Annotated in this window: 18 protein-coding genes and 2 pseudogenes; 9 read left to right on the top strand and 11 right to left on the bottom strand. The window is 63.6% G+C overall.

Annotation, left to right across the window (positions count from 1 at the left end; all coding sequences use genetic code 11):
* The first annotated feature begins 115 nt into the window (after positions 1-115).
* Positions 116-1009, top strand: coding sequence for a LysR family transcriptional regulator (locus tag DH08_RS33760; protein WP_192183531.1), 894 nt, complete (start codon positions 116-118; stop codon positions 1007-1009).
* A gap of 15 nt (positions 1010-1024) precedes the next feature.
* Here DH08_RS33760 and DH08_RS33755 read toward each other — a convergent pair whose 3' ends face one another.
* The gene (locus DH08_RS33755) at positions 1025-2428 is read right to left on the bottom strand and encodes an aminotransferase-like domain-containing protein (RefSeq protein ID WP_192183530.1); all 1404 of its coding nucleotides are present in this window, start codon (positions 2426-2428) and stop codon (positions 1025-1027) included.
* A gap of 102 nt (positions 2429-2530) precedes the next feature.
* Between DH08_RS33755 and DH08_RS33750 the strand changes: the two are divergent.
* Positions 2531-3423: pseudogene (locus tag DH08_RS33750) on the top strand (DMT family transporter).
* Between the two features lie 15 nt (positions 3424-3438).
* On the opposite strand, the gene DH08_RS33745 reads toward DH08_RS33750, so the two are convergent.
* From DH08_RS33745 to DH08_RS33735, 3 genes and pseudogenes are all read right to left on the bottom strand, one after another.
* Entirely contained in the window at positions 3439-4479 is a 1041-nt protein-coding gene (locus DH08_RS33745) for a zinc-dependent alcohol dehydrogenase family protein (protein ID WP_192183529.1), read from the bottom strand.
* Positions 4480-4514: 35 nt separating this feature from the next.
* Positions 4515-5165 (bottom strand): maleylacetoacetate isomerase, encoded by a 651-nt coding sequence (gene maiA / locus DH08_RS33740; RefSeq protein WP_192183528.1) that lies wholly within the window; start codon positions 5163-5165, stop codon positions 4515-4517.
* Between the two features lie 77 nt (positions 5166-5242).
* Positions 5243-5473 (bottom strand): annotated as a pseudogene (locus DH08_RS33735) (fumarylacetoacetate hydrolase family protein); the annotation flags it as partial.
* A gap of 160 nt (positions 5474-5633) precedes the next feature.
* Here DH08_RS33735 and DH08_RS33730 point away from each other — a divergent pair.
* On the top strand, positions 5634-6317 hold the full coding sequence (locus tag DH08_RS33730) for a response regulator (RefSeq protein ID WP_006203423.1): 684 nt from the start codon (positions 5634-5636) through the stop codon (positions 6315-6317).
* A gap of 35 nt (positions 6318-6352) precedes the next feature.
* Here the strand turns inward: DH08_RS33730 and DH08_RS33725 are convergent, their stop codons facing one another.
* Both DH08_RS33725 and DH08_RS33720 read right to left on the bottom strand, forming a co-directional pair.
* The gene (locus tag DH08_RS33725) at positions 6353-7696 is read right to left on the bottom strand and encodes an ATP-binding response regulator (protein ID WP_192183527.1); all 1344 of its coding nucleotides are present in this window, start codon (positions 7694-7696) and stop codon (positions 6353-6355) included.
* Between the two features lie 12 nt (positions 7697-7708).
* Complete coding sequence (locus DH08_RS33720; protein WP_428339782.1) at positions 7709-8704, bottom strand: FIST N-terminal domain-containing protein; 996 nt, start codon at positions 8702-8704, stop codon at positions 7709-7711.
* Between the two features lie 458 nt (positions 8705-9162).
* On the opposite strand from DH08_RS33720, the gene DH08_RS33715 reads away from it, so the two are divergent.
* From DH08_RS33715 to DH08_RS33705, 3 genes are all read left to right on the top strand, one after another.
* A complete protein-coding gene (locus DH08_RS33715) occupies positions 9163-9663 on the top strand; it encodes a (2Fe-2S)-binding protein (protein ID WP_040583100.1) in 501 nt (166 codons plus the stop codon).
* Positions 9664-9777: 114 nt separating this feature from the next.
* Complete coding sequence (locus tag DH08_RS33710) at positions 9778-12129, top strand: xanthine dehydrogenase family protein molybdopterin-binding subunit (protein WP_192183526.1); 2352 nt, start codon at positions 9778-9780, stop codon at positions 12127-12129.
* 12 nt (positions 12130-12141) lie between these two features.
* Positions 12142-12939 (top strand): FAD binding domain-containing protein, encoded by a 798-nt coding sequence (locus tag DH08_RS33705; protein ID WP_192183525.1) that lies wholly within the window; start codon positions 12142-12144, stop codon positions 12937-12939.
* Between the two features lie 99 nt (positions 12940-13038).
* On the opposite strand, the gene DH08_RS33700 is transcribed toward DH08_RS33705, so the two are convergent.
* The 3 genes from DH08_RS33700 to DH08_RS33690 form a co-directional block, all read right to left on the bottom strand.
* Positions 13039-13536, bottom strand: coding sequence for an SRPBCC family protein (locus tag DH08_RS33700; protein ID WP_192183524.1), 498 nt, complete (start codon positions 13534-13536; stop codon positions 13039-13041).
* A 77-nt stretch (positions 13537-13613) separates the two neighbouring features.
* On the bottom strand, positions 13614-14108 hold the full coding sequence (locus tag DH08_RS33695; protein WP_192183523.1) for a GNAT family N-acetyltransferase: 495 nt from the start codon (positions 14106-14108) through the stop codon (positions 13614-13616).
* Positions 14105-14905: a copper homeostasis protein CutC gene (locus DH08_RS33690; protein WP_192183522.1), complete on the bottom strand. Its 801-nt coding sequence runs from the start codon at positions 14903-14905 to the stop codon at positions 14105-14107. Before DH08_RS33690 ends, DH08_RS33695 begins: the two co-directional genes overlap by 4 nt.
* 181 nt (positions 14906-15086) lie before the next feature.
* Between DH08_RS33690 and DH08_RS33685 the strand changes: the two genes are divergently transcribed.
* Positions 15087-15542, top strand: coding sequence for a carboxymuconolactone decarboxylase family protein (locus DH08_RS33685; protein ID WP_192183521.1), 456 nt, complete (start codon positions 15087-15089; stop codon positions 15540-15542).
* A gap of 109 nt (positions 15543-15651) precedes the next feature.
* Here the strand turns inward: DH08_RS33685 and DH08_RS33680 are convergent, their stop codons facing one another.
* Positions 15652-16083 (bottom strand): cupin domain-containing protein, encoded by a 432-nt coding sequence (locus DH08_RS33680; RefSeq protein WP_192183520.1) that lies wholly within the window; start codon positions 16081-16083, stop codon positions 15652-15654.
* Positions 16084-16499: 416 nt separating this feature from the next.
* Entirely contained in the window at positions 16500-17030 is a 531-nt protein-coding gene (locus DH08_RS33675; RefSeq protein WP_246801193.1) for a hypothetical protein, read from the bottom strand.
* 333 nt (positions 17031-17363) lie between these two features.
* Between DH08_RS33675 and DH08_RS33670 the strand changes: the two genes are divergently transcribed.
* Both DH08_RS33670 and DH08_RS33665 read left to right on the top strand, forming a co-directional pair.
* Positions 17364-18626: a tyrosine-type recombinase/integrase gene (locus DH08_RS33670; protein ID WP_192183519.1), complete on the top strand. Its 1263-nt coding sequence runs from the start codon at positions 17364-17366 to the stop codon at positions 18624-18626.
* Between the two features lie 260 nt (positions 18627-18886).
* On the top strand, positions 18887-19096 hold the full coding sequence (locus DH08_RS33665) for a helix-turn-helix transcriptional regulator (protein WP_192183518.1): 210 nt from the start codon (positions 18887-18889) through the stop codon (positions 19094-19096).
* The last annotated feature ends 129 nt before the right edge of the window (positions 19097-19225 follow it).

The raw sequence follows: 19225 nt of genomic DNA, 5'->3' as shown, positions 1-19225 counted from the left end.
TCAGCCCCAGAACCGGAGCTATCGGAGATCTAGCCTTCTGGTTGATATGGCGGAAGGCGCAGCATTTGCACCTTATTCATGCACAGAACGCCCTGTCATGTGTTATGATCCGTCGATGGCATCGCCTGATCTCAATTTGCTCTTCGCCCTCGACATTTTGCTGACCGAGGGCAGCGTGGCGCGGGCCGCCCAGCGGCTGCGCCTCAGCCCCTCGGCAATGAGCCGCACGCTGGCGCGCCTGCGCGAGGCGACGGGCGACCCCTTGCTGGTCCGCGCCGGGCGCGGCCTGGTGCCGACGCCGCGGGCACTTGAATTGCGGCAGCAGACAGGGCGTGTGGTTCAGGACGCAGAAGCGTTGTTGCGTCCGGCAAAGCTGCTCGACCTTTCACGTCTCGACAGGACGTTTACGCTGCGCACCAATGAGGGTTTCGTCGAGGAGTTCGGGCCCCCTCTTGTCGCCCGCATCGAAGCGGATGCGCCAGGCGTTCGGGTGCGCTTCGCACCAAAGTCCGACAAGGACGTCGCCTCACTGCGCGAAGCGGCTGTTGACCTGGAGATCGGCGTTGCCGGTGAGACCGGGCCCGAGGTGCGTATCCAGGCGCTGTTCCGCGACCGCTTCATCGGTGCGGTGCGGGCCGGTCATCCGCTGAGCCGGGGCGCCATAACACCGGAGCGCTTCGCGGCCGGCCGCCACATCAGTGTTTCGCGGCGTGGCCGCGAAAGGGGGCCGATTGACGAGGCTTTGAGCCAACTCGGATTGCAGCGGACTGTGGTGTGCATGGTGTCAGGCTTCTCGGCCGCACTTGCCATGGCGCGTGCTTCCGATCTGATCGCCAGCGTCCCCGAGCGGCATTCGCACGGGGCACGTGCCGGCATGTTCAGCTTTCCCCTGCCGGTCACCACCGTGGAGGTCACCATTTCCATGCTCTGGCATCCGCGCCTCGACGCCGATCCGGCGCAGCGCTGGCTGCGGGATTGCGTTCGGGAGGTTTGCACGTCTTCCCGCTGACTGGTGATCACGACATCAACGCGACATCGCTGCTTCGAGCGTGGTGAAAATCCGCTCGTCTCCCGACTGGGCAACGTTGAAGCGCAAGAAACGGCTGGCGGTCTGCGACAGGCTGAATGCATTGCCGGGTGCGAGCACGATGTTGGCGGCCAAAGCACGGCGGGCCACTTCTGTCCCATCCACCCCATCCGGCAGGCTGCACCACAGGAACAGGCCGGCCGGCTGCTCGATCCAGGGCGTGATGCCGATCGCCTTCAGGCGGGCGCTGGTTTCGCCCATGGCGCGCGAAAGCCGCGCCCGCAGCAAGTCCATGTGCTTGCGATAGCTGCCGTCCTTGAGCAGCGTCAGCACCAGTTCGGCCGCGAGCCGGCCGCCGCCGAAGGTTGTGGCGATCTTGAGGTCGGTGAGTTGTTCGATCCAGTCGCGGGGCGCTGCGATGTAGCCGCAGCGGACCGATGCCGAAAGCGTCTTGGAAAAACTGCCGATATGGACGACCCGACTGAGGCCATCGAACGCCGCAAGGCGCGGGGCAGGCGCGTGCTCGAAATCGGCGAAGATGTCGTCCTCGATGATGGTGAGGTCCGACTGGTCGGCGAGCTTGAGCAGGCGGTGGGCGGTGACAGGCGACAGGATCGCGCCGGTCGGATTGTGGATGGCGGAATTGGTGATGTAGAGGCGCGGCCGGTGCTCGGCCAGCGCCTGGGCGAACAGCTCGATATCCGGCCCCGACGGCGTGTAGGGAACGCTGACGACCTTGGCCCGGTGAGCGCGCAACAGGGCATGGAAGTTGAAATAGCAGGGATCGTCGACCAGCACCGTGTCGCCGGGTTCGAGTAGGAAGCGGCAGAGGAGATCGATGGCCTGCGTGCCCGATTCCGTCAGCATGATCTGCTCTGGCGAGGCCTCGATACCGTGCCCGGCCATGCGCCGCGCGAGCAACTGGCGCAGCGCTGGCAGGCCGAGCGGTGTGCCGTAGTCCGCCAGCGTGACATCGTCGGTCCGCGCCACTGTGCGCAGCGCCCGGCGCAACGCTGCCTGCGGCATCCACGAGGCTGGCAGCCAGCCACAGCCGGGTTTCAGGGTCTCGTCGCCGGCTTCCAGGGACTGGCGCGAGACCCAGAGCGGATCGATGACCCGGTCGAGCCGAGGGCCGATCTCGGCCAGCGACAGTGGCGCCAGCGGTCCGGCGGCGTAGAAGCCCGAACCAGGCCGCGAGCGGATCGTGCCTTCGGCGGCCAGGCGCTCATAGGCTTCGACGACAGTCGACTTCGACACCTGCATCGTGCCGGCGAAGGCCCGGATCGACGGCAGCCGCGCCCCGGGCGTCAGGATGCGCGCGGCAATCCTGTGCCTGATCGCCACCATGACCGCTTCGACAAGCGTTCCTTCGCTACCGGTTTTTGGATCGGATGTGTCCATCTGTACTTCTCAATTGACCATAACAGTTTTGCCAAACTGTACCGCATTGTCTCTGGCGGCGCCATAGCCCGAACCTGTACGGGAGGGCAAACGGAGCAGATCATGGACAGAAGTTTGAATGGCTGGGTGAACGGCTTCATCGGCGTGCTGATCTTCAGCGGCTCGCTGCCTGCGACGCGCGTGGCGGTGATGGATTTCGACCCGACATTCTTGACGTCGGCCCGAGCGGCGATTGCCGGACTGCTTGGTCTGGCATTGCTGCTCCTGTTCCGGCAGAAACGTCCGGAGCGCGGCGATCTGCTGTCGCTGGTGATCGTGGCGCTTGGCGTCGTTGTCGGCTTTCCTCTGCTGACCGCCTTGGCGCTGAAGCACGTCACCACGGCCCATTCCATCATCTTCGTCGGCCTGCTGCCGCTGGCGACCGCGTCTTCGGTGTGCTGCGGGGTGGCGATCGTCCGCGCCCGGCGTTCTGGCTGTTCTCGTGCCTGGGCAGCGCGCTCGTTGCGGGCTTTGCCCTGACGCAAGGCGTGACGGCCTCGGCGGTGGGCGACGGTCTGATGCTTGCCGCCATCATCGTCTGCGGCCTCGGCTATGCAGAGGGTGCCGCTCTGTCACGCAAGCTCGGCGGCTGGCAGGTGATCTGCTGGGCACTGGTGCTGTCACTGCCGGTCATGCTGGCGCTGACACTGATCACCATGCCGGCGTCACTTGATGGTGTCGGCAACGCCGCCTGGATCGGCCTCGCCTATGTCTCGCTGTTCAGCATGCTGATCGGCTTCGTCTTCTGGTATCGCGGCCTGGCGCAAGGCGGCATCGCCGCGGTCGGGCAGTTGCAGTTGTTGCAGCCCTTCTTCGGCCTCGCGCTGGCGGCAACGCTGCTGCATGAACAGGTGAGCCCGCTGATGATTGTCGTCACGCTCGGCGTGGTCTTGTGCGTGTTCGGAGCGAAGAAGTTTGCCAAGCAGGAAGCGCCGCGACCCGCGACTGTTGGGTGATAGTGCCGGCCGCAGCTAAAATTTCGTCACCACGCCGATGCCGATGCCTTCGAAGCCGCCCATCGCCATCAGCGCGGCGGGCGCCTCCTCGAGGCTGATCTTCTTGCCGACCAGCAGTTCGGGCTTCAGCTTGCCGGTCCGGATCATCTCCATCATCGCCGGATAGCGGTAGGCCTGCATGCCGTGGCTGCCGAGGATCTCGAGTTCGAACGCGATTACCTTGTCCATCGGCACCTGCGGCCTGGCATGCTCGGCGAGCATCAGGCCGACCTGCACGTGACGGCCGCGCCGGCGCAGATTGGCGATCGAGTTGAACGAGGTCGTCGGATGGCCGAGCGCGTCCATCGACATATGCGCACCGCCATTGGTGATCTGCTTGACCGCCTTGACCACATTCGGCGTTGTCGCGGCATTGATCGTCGCCACTGCGCCGATCTTTTTGGCGAAGTCCAGCTTCTCGTCGGTGAGGTCGATGGCAATCACATTGGCGCCCATCGAGCTGGCGATCATGATCGCCGACAGGCCGACGCCGCCGCAGCCATGCACGGCCACCCATTCACCTGGCGTCACCCGGCCCTGGTCGACGATGGCGCGGAACGAGGTGACAAAGCGGCAGCCGAGGCTGGCGGCTGTGGCGAAGTCCATTTCGTCCGGCAGGCGCACGAGGTTGGTGTCGGCATGGTCGATGGCGACATATTCGGCGAACGAACCCCAGGCGGTGAAACCCGGCTGCGTCTGGTGCTCGCAGACCTGGTGATTGCCCGAATTGCATTCGAAGCAGCGGCCGCAGCCGACGGCAAAGGGCACGGTGACACGCTCCCCGGCCTTCCAGCGGGTCACCCGCTTGCCTGCGGCAACGACGACGCCGGCCAGTTCGTGGCCCGGCACATGCGGCAGCGTGATGCCGTCGTCATGGCCCATCCAGCCGTGCCAGTCGCTGCGGCAAAGCCCGGTCGCCTCGACCTTGATGACGACGCCTTCCGGCGCCGGCTTCGGGTCGGGCACGGTCTGGATCGTCGGCGCCTCGCCGAATTTCTCGAAGACGACGGCTTTCATCGGCAACTCCCATGCTCTGCCCCGATCTTATGCGGCTATTCCGCGTCTATCTGATTCTCTGGCGCCGCCTTCTGAAAGGCCGGCAGCGCCATGCAGGCGGAATGAATGCGCGAGATCGTGGGGTAGGGCGTCATGTCGACGCCGAAGCGGGCATTGTTGGTGACCTGGGCGACCAAGCAGATGTCGGCCAGCCCCGGCGTATCGCCGTGACAGAATGTGCCGGTCTCGGGCGACGAGGCCAGAATCTTCTCAAGTGGTTGGAAACCTTCGTTCACCCAGTGCCGGAACCAGTTGACGACATCCTGGTCGCCGGCGCCGAACAGCGTGCGCAGCGAAGTCAGCACGCGCAGATTGTTCACCGGATGGATGTCGCAGGCGATCATCTGCGCCAGCATCCTGACGCGCGCCCGGCCGAGAGCATCCTTCGGCAGAAGCGGCGGTTCGGGCTTCGTCTCGTCCAGATATTCGATGATCGCCAGCGACTGCGTCAAAAGCGTGCCGTCGCCCAGGATCAGCGCCGGCACCAGCCCTTGCGGATTGACCGCGAGATAGGCCGGCTCCAGATGCTCGCCATGGCGTAGATGATGCGGCACATAATCATAGGTCAGGCCCTTCATCTCCAGCGCGATCCGCACCCGATAGGAGGTGGAGGAACGGTAGTAGTTGTGAAGGACGAGGTCGCTCATCGGATCACGCTATCGGCTGGCCGATGGTTACTGCGATCATGCCGATTCCGTCGACGCCGCCGGTGATGGTCTGGCCCGTGGTGCAGGTTTTTGGTCAGCGGCGGGTAGGGAATGGTCGTGCCGGAATCGACCATCGCGTCGGCCGGCTTGGTGAAGAAGGGCGGGTCGCGCTCGTCATTGCCGAGTTCGCGCGCATGCGCCGCGTAGTTGCGGCCGACGCGGAAGATGCGGCGTACCGCAAAACGTGCCTCAGAGCCCGCGACGGCCACCGAAGGGGTTGCGGGCAAGGGGAGGACGAATTCTGTCATGCACCGGTCTCTGCCAAAGCTATGGTTTTGTTTGCCGGCACATTCGGCCGATTTGCACGGCCGGGCAAGCGCCAGCCAAATATGGCGATGTACTATCTTGCAATAATCTGGCCATGGTCGCCGGATTATCCTATTCTGAGCGAAGTGAAGCGACCTCACCATGACCGCAGTCAACGATCGCGCCCGGTTTCTGATCATCGACGACCATCCGCTGTTTCGCGAGGCGCTGCACAGCGCCGTGCAGATGGCCTATCCGGATGTCGATACGGTCGAGGCGCGCTCGATCGCCGAGGCGCTCGATCTGCTGGCCGGCGCAAAACTGTTCGACCTTGCGCTGCTCGACCTCAGCATGCCCGACGTGCATGGCTTCGACGGACTGCTGCAGCTCAGGACCCGCCATCCGCGTCTGCCGGTGGTCATCGTCTCGGGCTATGAAGAGCCGAGGATCATCTCCGAGGCACTGTCTTATGGGGCTGCCGGTTTCATCCCGAAATCGGCGCGCAAGAGCGACCTCGCCGCCGCCATCCGTTCGGTGATGGATGGCGCGATCTATGTGCCCGAAACCTATGAGGGCCAGCCGCCCGACGCCGACAGCGCCGACCGCGCCGACATGCTGCAGCGCCTGTCCAGATTGACGCCGCAGCAGCTCAGGGTGCTGCAGATGCTGCGCCAGGGCATGCTCAACAAACAGATCGCCTATGAACTGCAGGTCGGCGAGACCACCGTCAAGGCGCATGTCTCGGAGATCCTGCGCAAGCTCAATGTGTACAGCCGCACGCAAGCGGTGATCGAAGTGTCGAAGCTGGACAATGCCGAGCTGTTTCGCGACCAGGCTGGGTTCTGAGCCTTTTACCCTCCCATCGAGGGGAGGGCATCGAGCTAAGCCAGCAAATGCGCTAGCAGGGCGCGCAGTTGCGCCGGCTTCAGCGGTTTGCGCATCAGCTCGATGCCGTCGGCGCGGGCGGCCTTGGCGACAATTTCTGAAGCGTCGGCGGTGACGATCAGGGCCGGAACCGGGCGACCGAGATAGTCGCGGACCTCGGCGATGGTGGCGGTGCCGAGGTCGCCGCCGTCGAGATGCTGGTCGGCAATGACGATGTCCGGCACCCAGTCCGTATCGCCGAGCATGTCGAGCGCATCGTCGGTCGAGGTCGCCGCACGCACCACGCATTGCCAGCGCTCGAGCAGGGACGTCATCGCCTGCAGCACGTCGGCGTCGTTTTCGACCAGCAGCACTTTGGTGCCGAACAGGCCGTAGCCGCGCGGCCGCTCCATGTCGGTGGTGCCGGCAACGGTGTCAGACGTGGCGCCGATGCCGACCGGCACGTCGATGTGAAAGATCGTGCCGCGGCCGACCTTCGACGAAAACGTCACGGGATGGCCAAGCGCTGCCGCCATGCGGCGCACGATCGCGAGACCCAATCCTAGCCCGCCGCCGGAAAACCCGGTATCGGTGAGTGCGGTGCCGCCGCGGTGGAATTCCTCGAACACCGCCTCGCGCTGGTCGTCGGGGATGCCGCAGCCGGTGTCGGCGACGTCGATGCGGATGGTGTCGCCACGATGCCTGGTACCGACCAGCACACCGCCGGAGCGGGTGTAGCGCAGCGCATTGGACAAGATGTTCTGCAGGATGCGGCGCAGCAGCGTGCGGTCGGAACGCACTACGGCGTTCACCGGCCGGAATTTCAGCGTCAGGCCCTTCAGCTCGGCGACGGGCAGGAAATCCGAGCGCAGCGAGGAAAACAGCGTCTCCAGGCTGACGTCGCCGATGTCGGGCTGCACCACGCCGGCGTCGAGCTTGGAGATGTCGAGCAGCGTGCGCAACAGGTCTTCCATTGTCTCCAGCGAGCGCTCGACCTGCCGCACCAGTTTCCTGCCTTCGTCGCTGGTCTGCAGTTCGGCCAGCGCCGAGACCGAGAGGTGGGCGGCGTTCAGCGGCTGCAGCACGTCATGGCTGGCGGCGGCCAGGAACCTGGTCTTGGAGAGGTTCGCCAGTTCGGCGGTTTCCTTGGCGGCGCTGAGGTCGATGTTCGACTGTTCGAGCCGGCGCAAGGTCGAGTGCAATTCCTCGGTGCGCGTGCGCACCCGGTTCTCCAGCGAAATCGCGGTCTGGAACAGCGAGAAGGCATTGCCCTGCTGGTCCATCGAGCGCTCGACGCGGCTGACCAGGGCTGCGTTGATCTTCTTCAGCTTCTCCAGGTCGTTGATGTCTCTCAGCGGCATGTAGAAAAGATCCTATTCTGCCGCCTGGCGCTCGCCGAAGGCGATGCCGGTAAAGGTCTGGTTCAGATGCATCGACCGGTACTGTTCGCCATAGGTGCCGAAGCCGATGACGTTGTTGACCCTGTAGAGTTCCGAAATGTCGCGAAAGACCTGGCGGTTGCGGGCGTCGAGCCTTCGCAGCACGCAGTCGAAACCGAGGATCATGTCGATGCCGCCGAGCTTTTCCTCGACGTCCCTGAGGGCGGCGCGCGTCGCTTCCACCATGTTCTTCGGCTGGGCGATGGACAGCACGACGCCGTCGTCGATGGCGCAGAAAAACGACAGCGAGCCGTCGGCATGCATCCTCTGGATCGAGCGGCAATAATACTCGCCGCCGACCTTCACCACCACCGGATGCGAGGCGAAGCTGAGCGGTGTCAGCGTCTGCGGGATGATGCCGACCGAAGCGGCGTATTCCTCCGCGGCGTTGATGGCGTTGAACTCGCGCACGATGCGGTGATCGGGATCGGACGCGGTCACCACCAGCTTCTCGTCGGTGGGGATGAAATTGTCGGTCTTGAAGACGTGGAACGGAATTTCCGTGGTGATCAAAACAATAATCGCGCTGTCGGAGGTGACCTTGCCGTTCGAGATCAGCCTGGTCGTCTCGAATTTCAGATCGTCGCCGGCCGAGCCGCCGATCAGCGGAATGTCGTCCAGCCCCCAATGGATCGCCGAGGTCACTGCTTCCTCGGCATAGGAGAGGCCGTCGATGAAGCACAGTGCGAAGGTTCCCTTGGCCAGTGCGTGCCCGACGCGGCCGCGCAGCAGGCGCCTGAGCGCGGCGACCTCACCGGTGATCCTGTCCATGCCCGACGAGGAGAGGTTGTCGACCATGATGCTGACTGTCGAAAACGACGCCGAAGGCAGCAGCAAGGCAAGGATGTGGCCTTCCTCCAGACCTTGCGGCGTGATCTCGCCGGCGGTCGAACAGCCGGCATAGGCAAGCGAAGGCGCATGCGCCTTCAGCGCCTGGGACAGGGCTGTCGCGTCGACCAGGCTCTGGGAGAAGAACAGCAGCGCGAAGCCGGCGTCGATGGCTGCCGCTTCCGCCGCGATGGCCTGGGCGAAAGCGTTGGCGTCGGACTCATCCGTGGTGAGCGCCGAGAGGCCGCATGCGTAGCGCGTGCTCGAACTGGCCAGCTGCCTTCCTCCTGCAGGTCCTCCAACGCGTTCTTGTGCTTGTCTGGCACGCAGGCGTTGCAGGGCATTGTTGTCTTCGGGGGTCGCTTTGGCAATGGGCGGGCCCCGTCAGGCGTGACCGAAAGTACAATATGCGGCGTTTCGGACGAACTGCATTCTCGCGTCGTGGAGGGCGCAAGGCACTTTTTCCCGTGCTTTGTGCGGTATAGGAATAGGCCGATATCCGCAGCGTCCGGGCAACACCGGCGCCGGGACGACCAAGGTAAATTACCCAGGGAGGTTTCATGTCGGACGTATCGTTGATGGTGAACGGCAAGCGGGTCAGCGGCACGGCCGAAGACCGGACGCTGCTGGTTCATTTCTTGCGGGAAAATCTCGGCCTCACCGGGACGCATGTCGGCTGCGATACCTCGCAATGCGGCGCCTGCGTCGTGCATGTCGACGGCAAGGCGGTGAAGTCGTGCTCGATGCTCGCGGTGCAGGCCTCCGGGTCGAACATCGTGACGATCGAAGGGCTGGCAAACGGCGCGGACCTCCATCCGGTGCAGGCGGCGTTCAAGGAACATCACGGCCTGCAATGCGGCTTCTGCACGCCCGGCATGATCATGACCGCGACCGACATGATCGCACGCCATCCGGAAGGCCTCGACGAGGCAACGGTACGCGCCGAACTGGAAGGCAACATCTGCCGCTGCACCGGCTACCACAACATCGTCAAGGCGATTCTCGCCGCATCGAAGACGATGGCCAAGGGAGCCAAGGGCAAGGCGAAGCAAGCTGCTTAAGGGAATTGGAGTAGGCAGTTGGGGAGTAGGGCAAACGGCCATACGGAACCGAGAGCCCTTTCCCCTACTGCCTAGTCCCTACTGCCTACACACCTAAATTCGGAGGAATTTCTGATGGGCATTGAAGGTGTTGGCGCGCGGGTCGCGCGCAAGGAAGACAAGAGGTTCATCACCGGCGCCGGCCGCTATGTCGACGACATGGTGGTTCCCGGCATGAAGCATGCGGCCTTCGTGCGCAGCCCGCACGCGCATGCGCAGATCAAGAAGATCGACGTCAAGAAGGCCCAAGCCATGCCCGGCGTTGTCGGCGTGCTGACCGGCAAGGAGCTCAAGGCCGACGGCATCGGCAATCTCATCTGCGGCTGGATGATCCATTCCAAGGACGGCTCGCCGATGAAGATGGGCGCCTGGTCGCCGCTCGCCGTCGACAAGGTCCGCTATGTCGGCGATGCGGTCGTCATCGTGGTCGCGGAAACCAAGGGCCAGGCGCGCGACGCGGCCGAAGCGGTCGAGATCACCTACAAGGAACTGAAAGCCGTCGTCGATGCGACAAAGGCGCTCGAAAAAGGCGCGCCGCAGCTCCACCCGGAGGCCGAGAACAATCTGATCTTCGACTGGGAGATCGGCGACGCCAAGGCGACCGACGCGGCGATCAAGGCTGCCGCCCACGTCACCCGCATGAAGATCGTCAACAACCGGCTGGTGCCCAACGCCATGGAGCCTCGCGCCGCCCTTGGCCATTACGACAAGGCCGAGGACCACTATACCTGCTGGACGACGTCGCAGAACCCGCATGTCGCGCGGTTGGTGATGAGCGCTTTCTACAACATCGCGCCGGAAAACAAATTGCGCGTCATTGCGCCCGATGTCGGCGGCGGCTTCGGTTCCAAGATCTACATCTATCCGGAAGAGATCGTCTGCCTGTGGGCTTCAAAGAAGACCGGTGTGCCCGTCAAATGGGTCGCCGACCGCACCGAAAGTTTTCTGTCGGACGCGCATGGCCGCGACCATGTCTCGACGGTGGAGATGGCCTTCGACAAAAACAACCGGATAACCGGTCTGAAAGTCGACACCATCGCCAATCTCGGCGCCTACATGTCGCTGTTCTCGTCCTGCGTGCCGACCTATCTCTATGCGACGCTGCTGTCGGGCCAGTACGACATCCCGGCAATCCACGCCAATGTGCGCACGGTCTATACGAACACCGCGCCCGTCGACGCCTATCGCGGGGCAGGGCGGCCGGAAGCCACTTATCTGCTCGAGCGCACCATGGAGGCGGCGGCGCGCGAACTTCGCGTGTCGCCGGCGGAACTGCGGCGCACGAACTTCATCACCTCCTTCCCGCACCAGACACCGGTGATCATGAATTACGACGCCGGCGACTATGCCGCCTCGCTCGACGCAGCTACGAAGGCGTCCGACTATGCCGGCTTTGCCAAGCGCAAGGCAGCCGCCGCCAAGAAGGGGCTGCTGCGCGGCATCGGCATGAGCTGCTACATCGAGGCCTGCGGCATCGCGCCGTCGGCGGCGGTCGGCTCGCTCGGCGCCGGTGTCGGCCTTTGGGAATCGGCCGAGGTGCGGGTCAACGCCGTCGGCACGATCGAGGTGCTGACCGGTTCGCACAGCCACGGCCAGGGCCACGAGACGACCTTTGCGCAACTGGTCAATGAGCGCTTTGGTGTGCCGATCGACAGCGTTTCGATCGTCCATGGCGACACCGACAAGGTGCAGATGGGCATGGGCACCTATGGCTCACGCTCGGGCGCCGTCGGCATGTCGGCCATCGCCAAGGCGTTGGACAAGGTCGAGGCCAAGGCCAAGAAGATCGCCGCCCATTTGCTCGAAGCCGACGAGGGCGACATCGTCATCGAGAACGGGGCGCTGAAGGTAGCCGGCACCGACAAGAACATACCGTGGTTCCAGATGGCGCTCGCCGCCTACACCGCCCATAATCTGCCAAGTGGCATGGAGCCCGGGCTGAAGGAGACGGCGTTCTACGATCCGGCGAATTTCACTTTCCCGGCAGGCTGCTACATCTGCGAGGTCGAGATCGATCCGGAAACCGGCACGACCGAGATCGTCCAGTTCGTCGCGGCGGACGATTTCGGCAACATCATCAACCCGATGATCGTCGAGGGTCAGGTGCATGGCGGCATCGCCCAGGGCATCGGCCAGGCCCTGCTGGAAGGCGCGCATTATGACGCCGGCGGACAATTGCTGACGGCGAGCTACATGGACTACACCATGCCGCGCGCCGGCGACCTGCCGTCGTTCAAGGTCTCGACCTCGAACACGCCGTGCCCGAGCAATCCGCTCGGCATCAAGGGCTGCGGCGAGGCGGGCGCCATCGGATCGCCGCCGGCGGTCATCAACGCCATCACCGACGCCATCGGCATCACCGACATTGCCATGCCGGCATCGCCGTCCACGGTCTGGGCAGCGATCCGCGCGACGACGAAGCAGTGAGGAGGAACAGCCATGTATTCGGTCAATTACCACCGCGCCACCTCGGTCGCCGACGCCGCCAAGCTGGTCAAGAGCGGCGATGCCAAGCTGTTGTCGGGCGGCATGACGCTGATCCCGGCGATGAAGACGCGGCTCGCCGCACCCTCCGACCTTGTCGATCTTTCGCGGATCAAGGAGCTGCAGGGCGTCAAGGTGTCGGGCAAGACCGTCAACATCGGCGCCGCCACGACGCATTACGACGTCGCCAGCGATGAGAAGCTGATGAAGGTGTGCCCGGCGCTCGCCCACATGGCTTCGCTGATCGGCGACCCGGCGGTGCGCTACAAGGGCACGATCGGCGGCTCGGTCGCCAACAATGATCCGGCCGCCGACTATCCGGCGGCATTGCTGGCGCTGGGCGCAACCATCGTCACCAACAAGCGCGAGATATCAGCCGCCAAATTCTTCACGGGCCTGTTCGAGACGGCGCTGAAGGACGGCGAGATCATCACCGCGGTGAGCTTCGCTGCGCCGGCCAAGGCTGCCTATGAAAAGTTCCGCAATCCGGCATCGCGCTACGCGATCGTCGGTGTGTTTGTCGCCAAGGGCAAGGACGGCGTCAGCGTCGCGGTCACCGGTGCCGGCGACGACGGCGTCTTCCGCTCCAAGGAGATCGAGGCGGCACTGGCGAAGAATTTTTCGGCCGCGGCGCTCGATGGCGTGAAAGTGCCGGCGAAGAATTTGATGACCGACCTCCATGCCTCGGCTGAATACCGCGCCAATCTGGTGGCGGTGATGGCCAAGCGCGCGGTGGCCGCTGCCAACGCCTGATCACTTGCGATCTCATGGCATAGAAAAGGGGCCTTCACGGCCCCTTTTTCATCGGTTTTCGACTCGCCATCATGCGTGAATGGCTGGGCTGCAAGGGTGCTATAGGGCGTGATCGTGCCGCCATGCCCGCTTCTGCGCCAGATAGCGGCGCAGGCCGGCTTCGCCGCGCGGTGTCGTCCAGCGATGATTCCAGGCAAAGGCGGGCCGCAGCAGCGGCGCGAGGAATTTCAGGATCGGCCTCAGCACCGTGACCTGCCAGATCAGCTTGACGTGGGTGCCGGTCCCGGATGGCGACAGTTCCGCTCGCCAGACCCCGTCGAAATCGCCAAAAGTCTTCACCACCACCAGCCGTCCCGGTTCGAGCTCGGCTGCCTCGACGATGAAGTTCAGCTCGTAGGGCAGGGCGCCGCGCGCCCGGGCCTTGGCCCGCGAGCCGACCACGCCCTTGCCCTTGCTGTCGAGCGGCACGACCTCCTTGTAGACGTCGCCCCACCAGAGCGGCAGCAGTTCGGCGTCGGAAAGCACCTCCCACACCTCTTGCGGCGTCGCCTCAGGAATGTCCCAGCTTTCGTCGAAGCGGAAGACGTTGCTCGGCATGGTGTTTCGCCCCGGATGGCGGAAGCGGCTACTTTAGCCTTGGCTTGTTTATGGCGCCAGTATCGGTTGATGCCGCGTTAGCCGGTGATCTGCCTGGCGTAGTAGCGCACTGCCTTCTTGCCGCCATGGATCACCGCATCGCCGACCTCGGCAAAGCCGAGCGCGGCGTGGAAGGCATCCGAGGCCGGATTTGGCGGCTCGGCATTCACCTCGCAAGTGACGATGGTGTGGCCGGCGCGCGAAACGTGGTCGAACAGATCCTCATACAGCCGGCGGGCATGGCCGCGGCCGCGTGCCTGCGCCGCGACGACGACGCGGTCGACATAGACGAAGCGCTGGTAGCGCTCGCGGAACCAGAGGAAGTTCGGGCTGTCGTATTGGGCATCCTGGTCGAAGGTCATGATGAAGGCTTCGAGCGCGCCGATGCGGCGCGTATAGAATGCCTCGCCGATCAGGAAGGACAGCCGCCCGGGTTCGAGCCATGACAGTTCGGCCGCATGCTCGTTGTTGAGCGTCAGTATGGCAGGTTCGTCCTCGAGCAAGACCCGGTCTATCGGCAAAGCTGCGCTCATGGTCTGGCAGCCGCGATGGTCGCCGCCACCAGCGCCTCATCGGTGATGGTGGTGCGGTATTCGCGGTCGAGGTCGGCGCCGCCCATGCCGACATGCGGATTGCGGTAGGCCATTGCGCTCGGCACGTCGGTGAGCGCGGCGAAATGCATTTCGCTCAGCCCGGTTTTCTCGAGCACCTCGGCGATGTTGTCGGGGGCGAGCGCGCCGCAGCCGAGAATGATGATGCGGTCGCCAGCCTGCCGGACAAGTTCGGCCAGCAGGTCCGCTCCTTCCAGCGCCGTGTCGCGTTGGCCGCTGGTCAGCACGCGGCCGACCTTGCTGCGGATCAGGGCTTCAAGCGCCTCGACCGGATCGCGCGTCATGTCGAAGGCGCGGTGGCAGGTGACATTGAGCGAGCCGGCCGCCTGCACCAGCCCGCTCATGCGCTGCTCGTCGATGCTGCCGTCCGCATTGAGGCAGCCGACGACGACACCGGCGGCGCCGAGATCGCGGAGCGCGCTGACATCGGCCAGCATCGAACGGTATTCGGTCTCGCTGTAGAGAAAGTCACCGCCGCGCGGCCGCACGATGACGTGGAACGGAACGGTCGCAAGCTCGAGTGCCGCGCGCACGGTGCCGAGGCTCGGCGTGATGCCGCCTTCGACCAGGCTGGCGCAGAGTTCGACCCGGTCGGCGCCGGCAGCTTGCGCTGCGAGCAGGCCATCAATGCCTTCGACGCAAAGTTCGATCAGGGGCAGGCGAGCATTTCTGGCCAAGAGGACGATCCGTTCATGATTGCAGACGGCCAGCCCTAGCATCGGGCCTGCCGTCGTTAAAGCAGCAATGATCGGTCCACACGCGACAGTGGGGCGCCTATTCAGGGCCAGACACCGCTTGACATATCCATAACCAACTAGTTATGGATAATCCATAGCCAATTGGTTATTGATTTCGCGGCCGACGACAGCCCTGCCGAAACCGATTTGAAGGAGACCAATCATGCAAGCACGACTGAAAAACCCGGTGATGCTCATTCCCGGCGCCTTGCAGGCGCTGCTGGCGCTGGACAAGTCGACCGAAGCTGCCGATGTGCCTTATGTGACGCGCAAGCTCGTGCACCTGCGTGCCAGCCAGATCAACAGCTGCAGCGTCTGCGTCGACATGCATGCGCGCGAACTGAAGAAGGCCGGTGAAAAGGACGAACGCATCTTCGCCGTCTCCGCCTGGCGCAAAACGCCTTATTTCAACGATGCCGAACGCGCCGCCCTTGCGCTGACTGAGGCCACGACCCGGTTGAGCGACCGCTCCGATGCGGTGCCCGACGATGTATGGGACGAGGCCGCCCGGCACTATGACGAGAAAGGGCTGGCCGCGCTGGTGGTCCAGATCGCGCTCATCAATGCGTTCAACCGCCTCAACGCCGCCACCAGACAGCCGGTCGGTGCCTGGGGCTAAAGCAGTTCCAGGAAAAGTGCGCAGCGGTTTTCCGTCCGGAACTGCGTGGAAACAAACCCCTTAGAGCGGTTCGCCAGTTCCATCAAAAGCCGAACCGCTCTAAGCGTGGCTACTGGCGCAGCACCGTGTTCTTGGCGCCTTGCTCGACCTGGTCGATGACCAAAAGCTTGACCGGGCCGTCGCCGACATTGGTGGCCTGGTGCCACTGGCCGATCATCTCGATGATGAAATCGCCCGTCTTGTAGGTGTTGCTCTTGCCGGTCTCGACATTCGTCACTTGAAGCGTTCCCGCCTGCACATAGGCGTAGCGGGGAAACGGATGCTTGTGCACCGGCAAGGTCGCGCCCACCGCAATGTCGAAGGTCGAAACCAGGACCTGGACGTTTTTCTGCGGCAGCGTGATCGGCTGGCCCGAGGCCGTCTCGGTGCGATCGGCAAGCGGCGTCACGACGACCGGCGTTCCGCTGCTGTCCAGCGCCGCGGCGGTGTCTGCGCAGAGCGCGGCGCAAAGCAGCAGCGCCGATGCCAGGATGTTTCGCATGGTTCCTCCCAAAGACACGGTTGCACCATCGCCCGGCGGGCATGCGCGCGCAAGCGCCTCTCGCAGGCAGAACCGAACAGGACTTGGGTCGCAAAGCCACCGTCAGGGATACGGAATCTGAAATCGGTCCGATCGATCGATCGCCGCTTTTCGAGGATGGCCGGCGCCGCAGGGGGCGGGGAGATTGGGGGTTGCCTGGGAGCGCCGGCCACGCGGCGTCAAGACCGCCGCTGAGCCAAGCATAGCAAAGTCCGCCGGATTGATTATTGCGCGATCGCGTAAGCCGGCCCTTCGGCCCTTGCGTAGCGCCACGGGGTGTCGCTCAAATCATTGCCCCGTTTTGCCTGCCCAGCGCCTCAGGCCTCAATCGCTTCACCCGTGCCCGGTATTGTCGCTCATGGCACTGATGTGCGGCGTTACTCCTTGGGAGGAGGGGCGCTCAATCGCCGGTAGGGGACGCCGTCGAAGACTGCCGTCACGAAGTCGGCGACCGACATCTTGCGTTTGCGGCCGTCGCTGCATTTGTAGACCGGCCAACCGTCATCGCTGCATTCGCTGGCGGAGCAGATGCGGGCAAGGCAATTTCCGGTCGTCAGCCGGAAGCCGCCCGTGCCGGCAAAACCCTGCAACAGGCTGCCGTCCGCCGCCCGCCACGTTCGCGCACGGAATTCCGCGCGCAGGAGCCTTGGCTCGAGCGGGACCGCAAGGTCGTTTTCCCCGCCACGCGCGGTCAGATTGAGACGATTGCGCGCCATTCCCGTCGTGTAGGCGGTCACAAGGTCCGATTCGCCTGAATAGGCTCGCGCCATGTCGGAGCGGTCGAGCAGGTGAGACACCCGCGCGTCTGCCGCGACCGGCATTGCCGCGTCATTGGCGCGACCATCGGAGATGAAGGCGTGAGCAGCCAAGAGAGCCAGGGCGTGCCCTGCAAGCCGATACCTCACCATGGTCCAATGCCCCCATTGCATCCATTTGACATGGATTAGGGCAATAGTTGCAGGAAACCGCCAGGAATCAAGGATTGCTTGTTTTCGGCTGGGCAAGCGCACTATGCGTGCATATGCCGGATGCAACCGAATAGTCGTCGGTTAGCCGAGTACCTTAAGTCTTTGAAAATGTTGGCTCCCCGGGCCGGATACAGTATCGTGATTTTGTCAGCCATATCGTACACGGCAACTCTGAGCAATCCCTTGAAAACAAAGGAGTTGCTTGAAAAGCGTAACCATATCGTCTACTGCTAGCCACGAACCCAATAGCGGGGAAAAAGCGGGGAAGACGTCATGGGGAGCCATACTCGCAACGTTCTAACGGTCAAAAAGATTTCCTCAAGCAATGCCAAGAAGCTACGCGACGGCGGGGGCTTGTGGCTGGTAGCGAAGGGCGCTGGGCGCTATTGGATCCTTGACTACCGCTTCGGCGGCAAGCGGCGCGAGATGGGTCTTGGGCCGCTCCATACAGTCGGGCTGGCCGATGCACGAGAGAAGGCGGGAGGGGCGAGGGATCTCCTCAAAAAGGGGGTTGACCCCGTCGAGCACAAACGTGGCGCTGCAATCATTGAAGCGGCCAAGGCCGAGATGGCGGTCAAGAACTTCGGGGATTATGCCGACGCGTACATTGACGACGCCGTTAAGGCGGGGAGGTGGCGCGGTGCTAAGACCGAAGCCGGCTGGCGTAACACCTTGACAAACCATGCCGCGCCGCTTCGTCCGAAGGCGATCGACGATATTGGCGTTCAGGACGTTCTGTCGGTCCTTCGGCCGCTCTGGGGTGAAAAGCAAGAGACCGCCGAGAAGCTGCGCGAGCGCATCGAGCGAGTGCTAGACTCGGCTAAGGTTGAGGGCTTGCGCAGTGGTGAGAACCCAGCCGCATGGCGGGGCAATCTGGAGCATGTTCTGCACAAGCCGGACGCACTAGCCGGCGCCAACAATCATCCAGCATTGCCGTACAGCCGGGCGCCAGGGTTCATGAAAAAGCTCCTCGGCGTCGACGGAATGGGCGCGCGCGCTCTCGAGTTCACTATCCTAACTGCCGCAAGAAGCGGCGAGGTGCGCGGCGCGCAATGGGATGAAATCGAACTTGCTGCGGCCATGTGGATCATCCCAGCCAAGAGAACGAAATCCGGTAAGGAGCATCGCGTGGCATTGTCGGATGCGTCCGTAAGGCTACTGAAGGCGACCCCGCGGTTCGAAGACAACAAGTTGGTTTTTCCGGCAATGCGCGGCGGGGAATTGTCCGACATGACGCTGGCGGCAGTCATCAAGCGCATGGACGCAGCCGAACGAAAGGCAGGGCGCGAGGGTTGGATTGATCCGAAACAACTAGACGACGACGGCAAGCCGAAAGTCGCTACCGTTCACGGGTTCCGGTCGACTTTCCGCGATTGGGCGAAAGAGATTTCAGACCACCCGCGCGAACTTGCCGAAATGGCGCTTGCGCACGCCGTTGGCGACGCCACAGAGCGCGCCTATTCGCGCGGAGATGGACTAGAAAAGCGCCGTCAGCTAGCCGCGAATTGGGCGAACTATTGTTCTGGCGGGAACTAGCCGTATGTTGCGGAAATGCAACATACGCCGCCGCAACACATAAAACGCAATAAAAGATGCTGGTTGGTAGCGGACGTTTGCGCCTCTGAAACCTATATATAGAAGTGAACCAAGTGGACGACATTGCTGTCCATTAGCTCCGAACAGGTCGGGCGGCACCGCCGCTAGTTTGCCCCGCAGGGCGACTCATAAACCCCACCCATACTCTCAATCAACGCCACAAAACCGCGCCGGATTCTGTCTGGCCGCGAGGGGGTTTTATGCAACACGCAAACGACAACATCGCTGTCTTGGTATCTTTGAACGATGCGGCCAGGATGACGAGCCTAAGCCGTTCCATGCTTAATCGCTATCGCGGCGATGGTCGCTTCCCTGCAGCCGTGCCGCTTGGCGAAAAGAGGGTGGCTTTCGTCGCTTCTGAGGTGCGCCAATGGATTGACCAGCGCATCGCGGCGAGGGCGGCAGCATGACCAAGCCCTCCGAAATGACGATCGAGGAAATCGACACCGCGCTTGCCGCCGTTCGCGCTGTGCAGGCGTGGCGGCTGGCGCAGCGGGAAGCCACCCGCCGTTAAGGGCGGCCACAAGCGACGATCCCTT

It is taken from the genome of Mesorhizobium amorphae (assembly GCF_014843845.1).
Classification (GTDB): Bacteria; Pseudomonadota; Alphaproteobacteria; order Rhizobiales; family Rhizobiaceae; genus Mesorhizobium; species Mesorhizobium amorphae_A.
The sequence above is the reverse complement of the archived record's forward strand: the minus strand, read 5'-3'. Positions and strand labels throughout refer to the sequence as shown.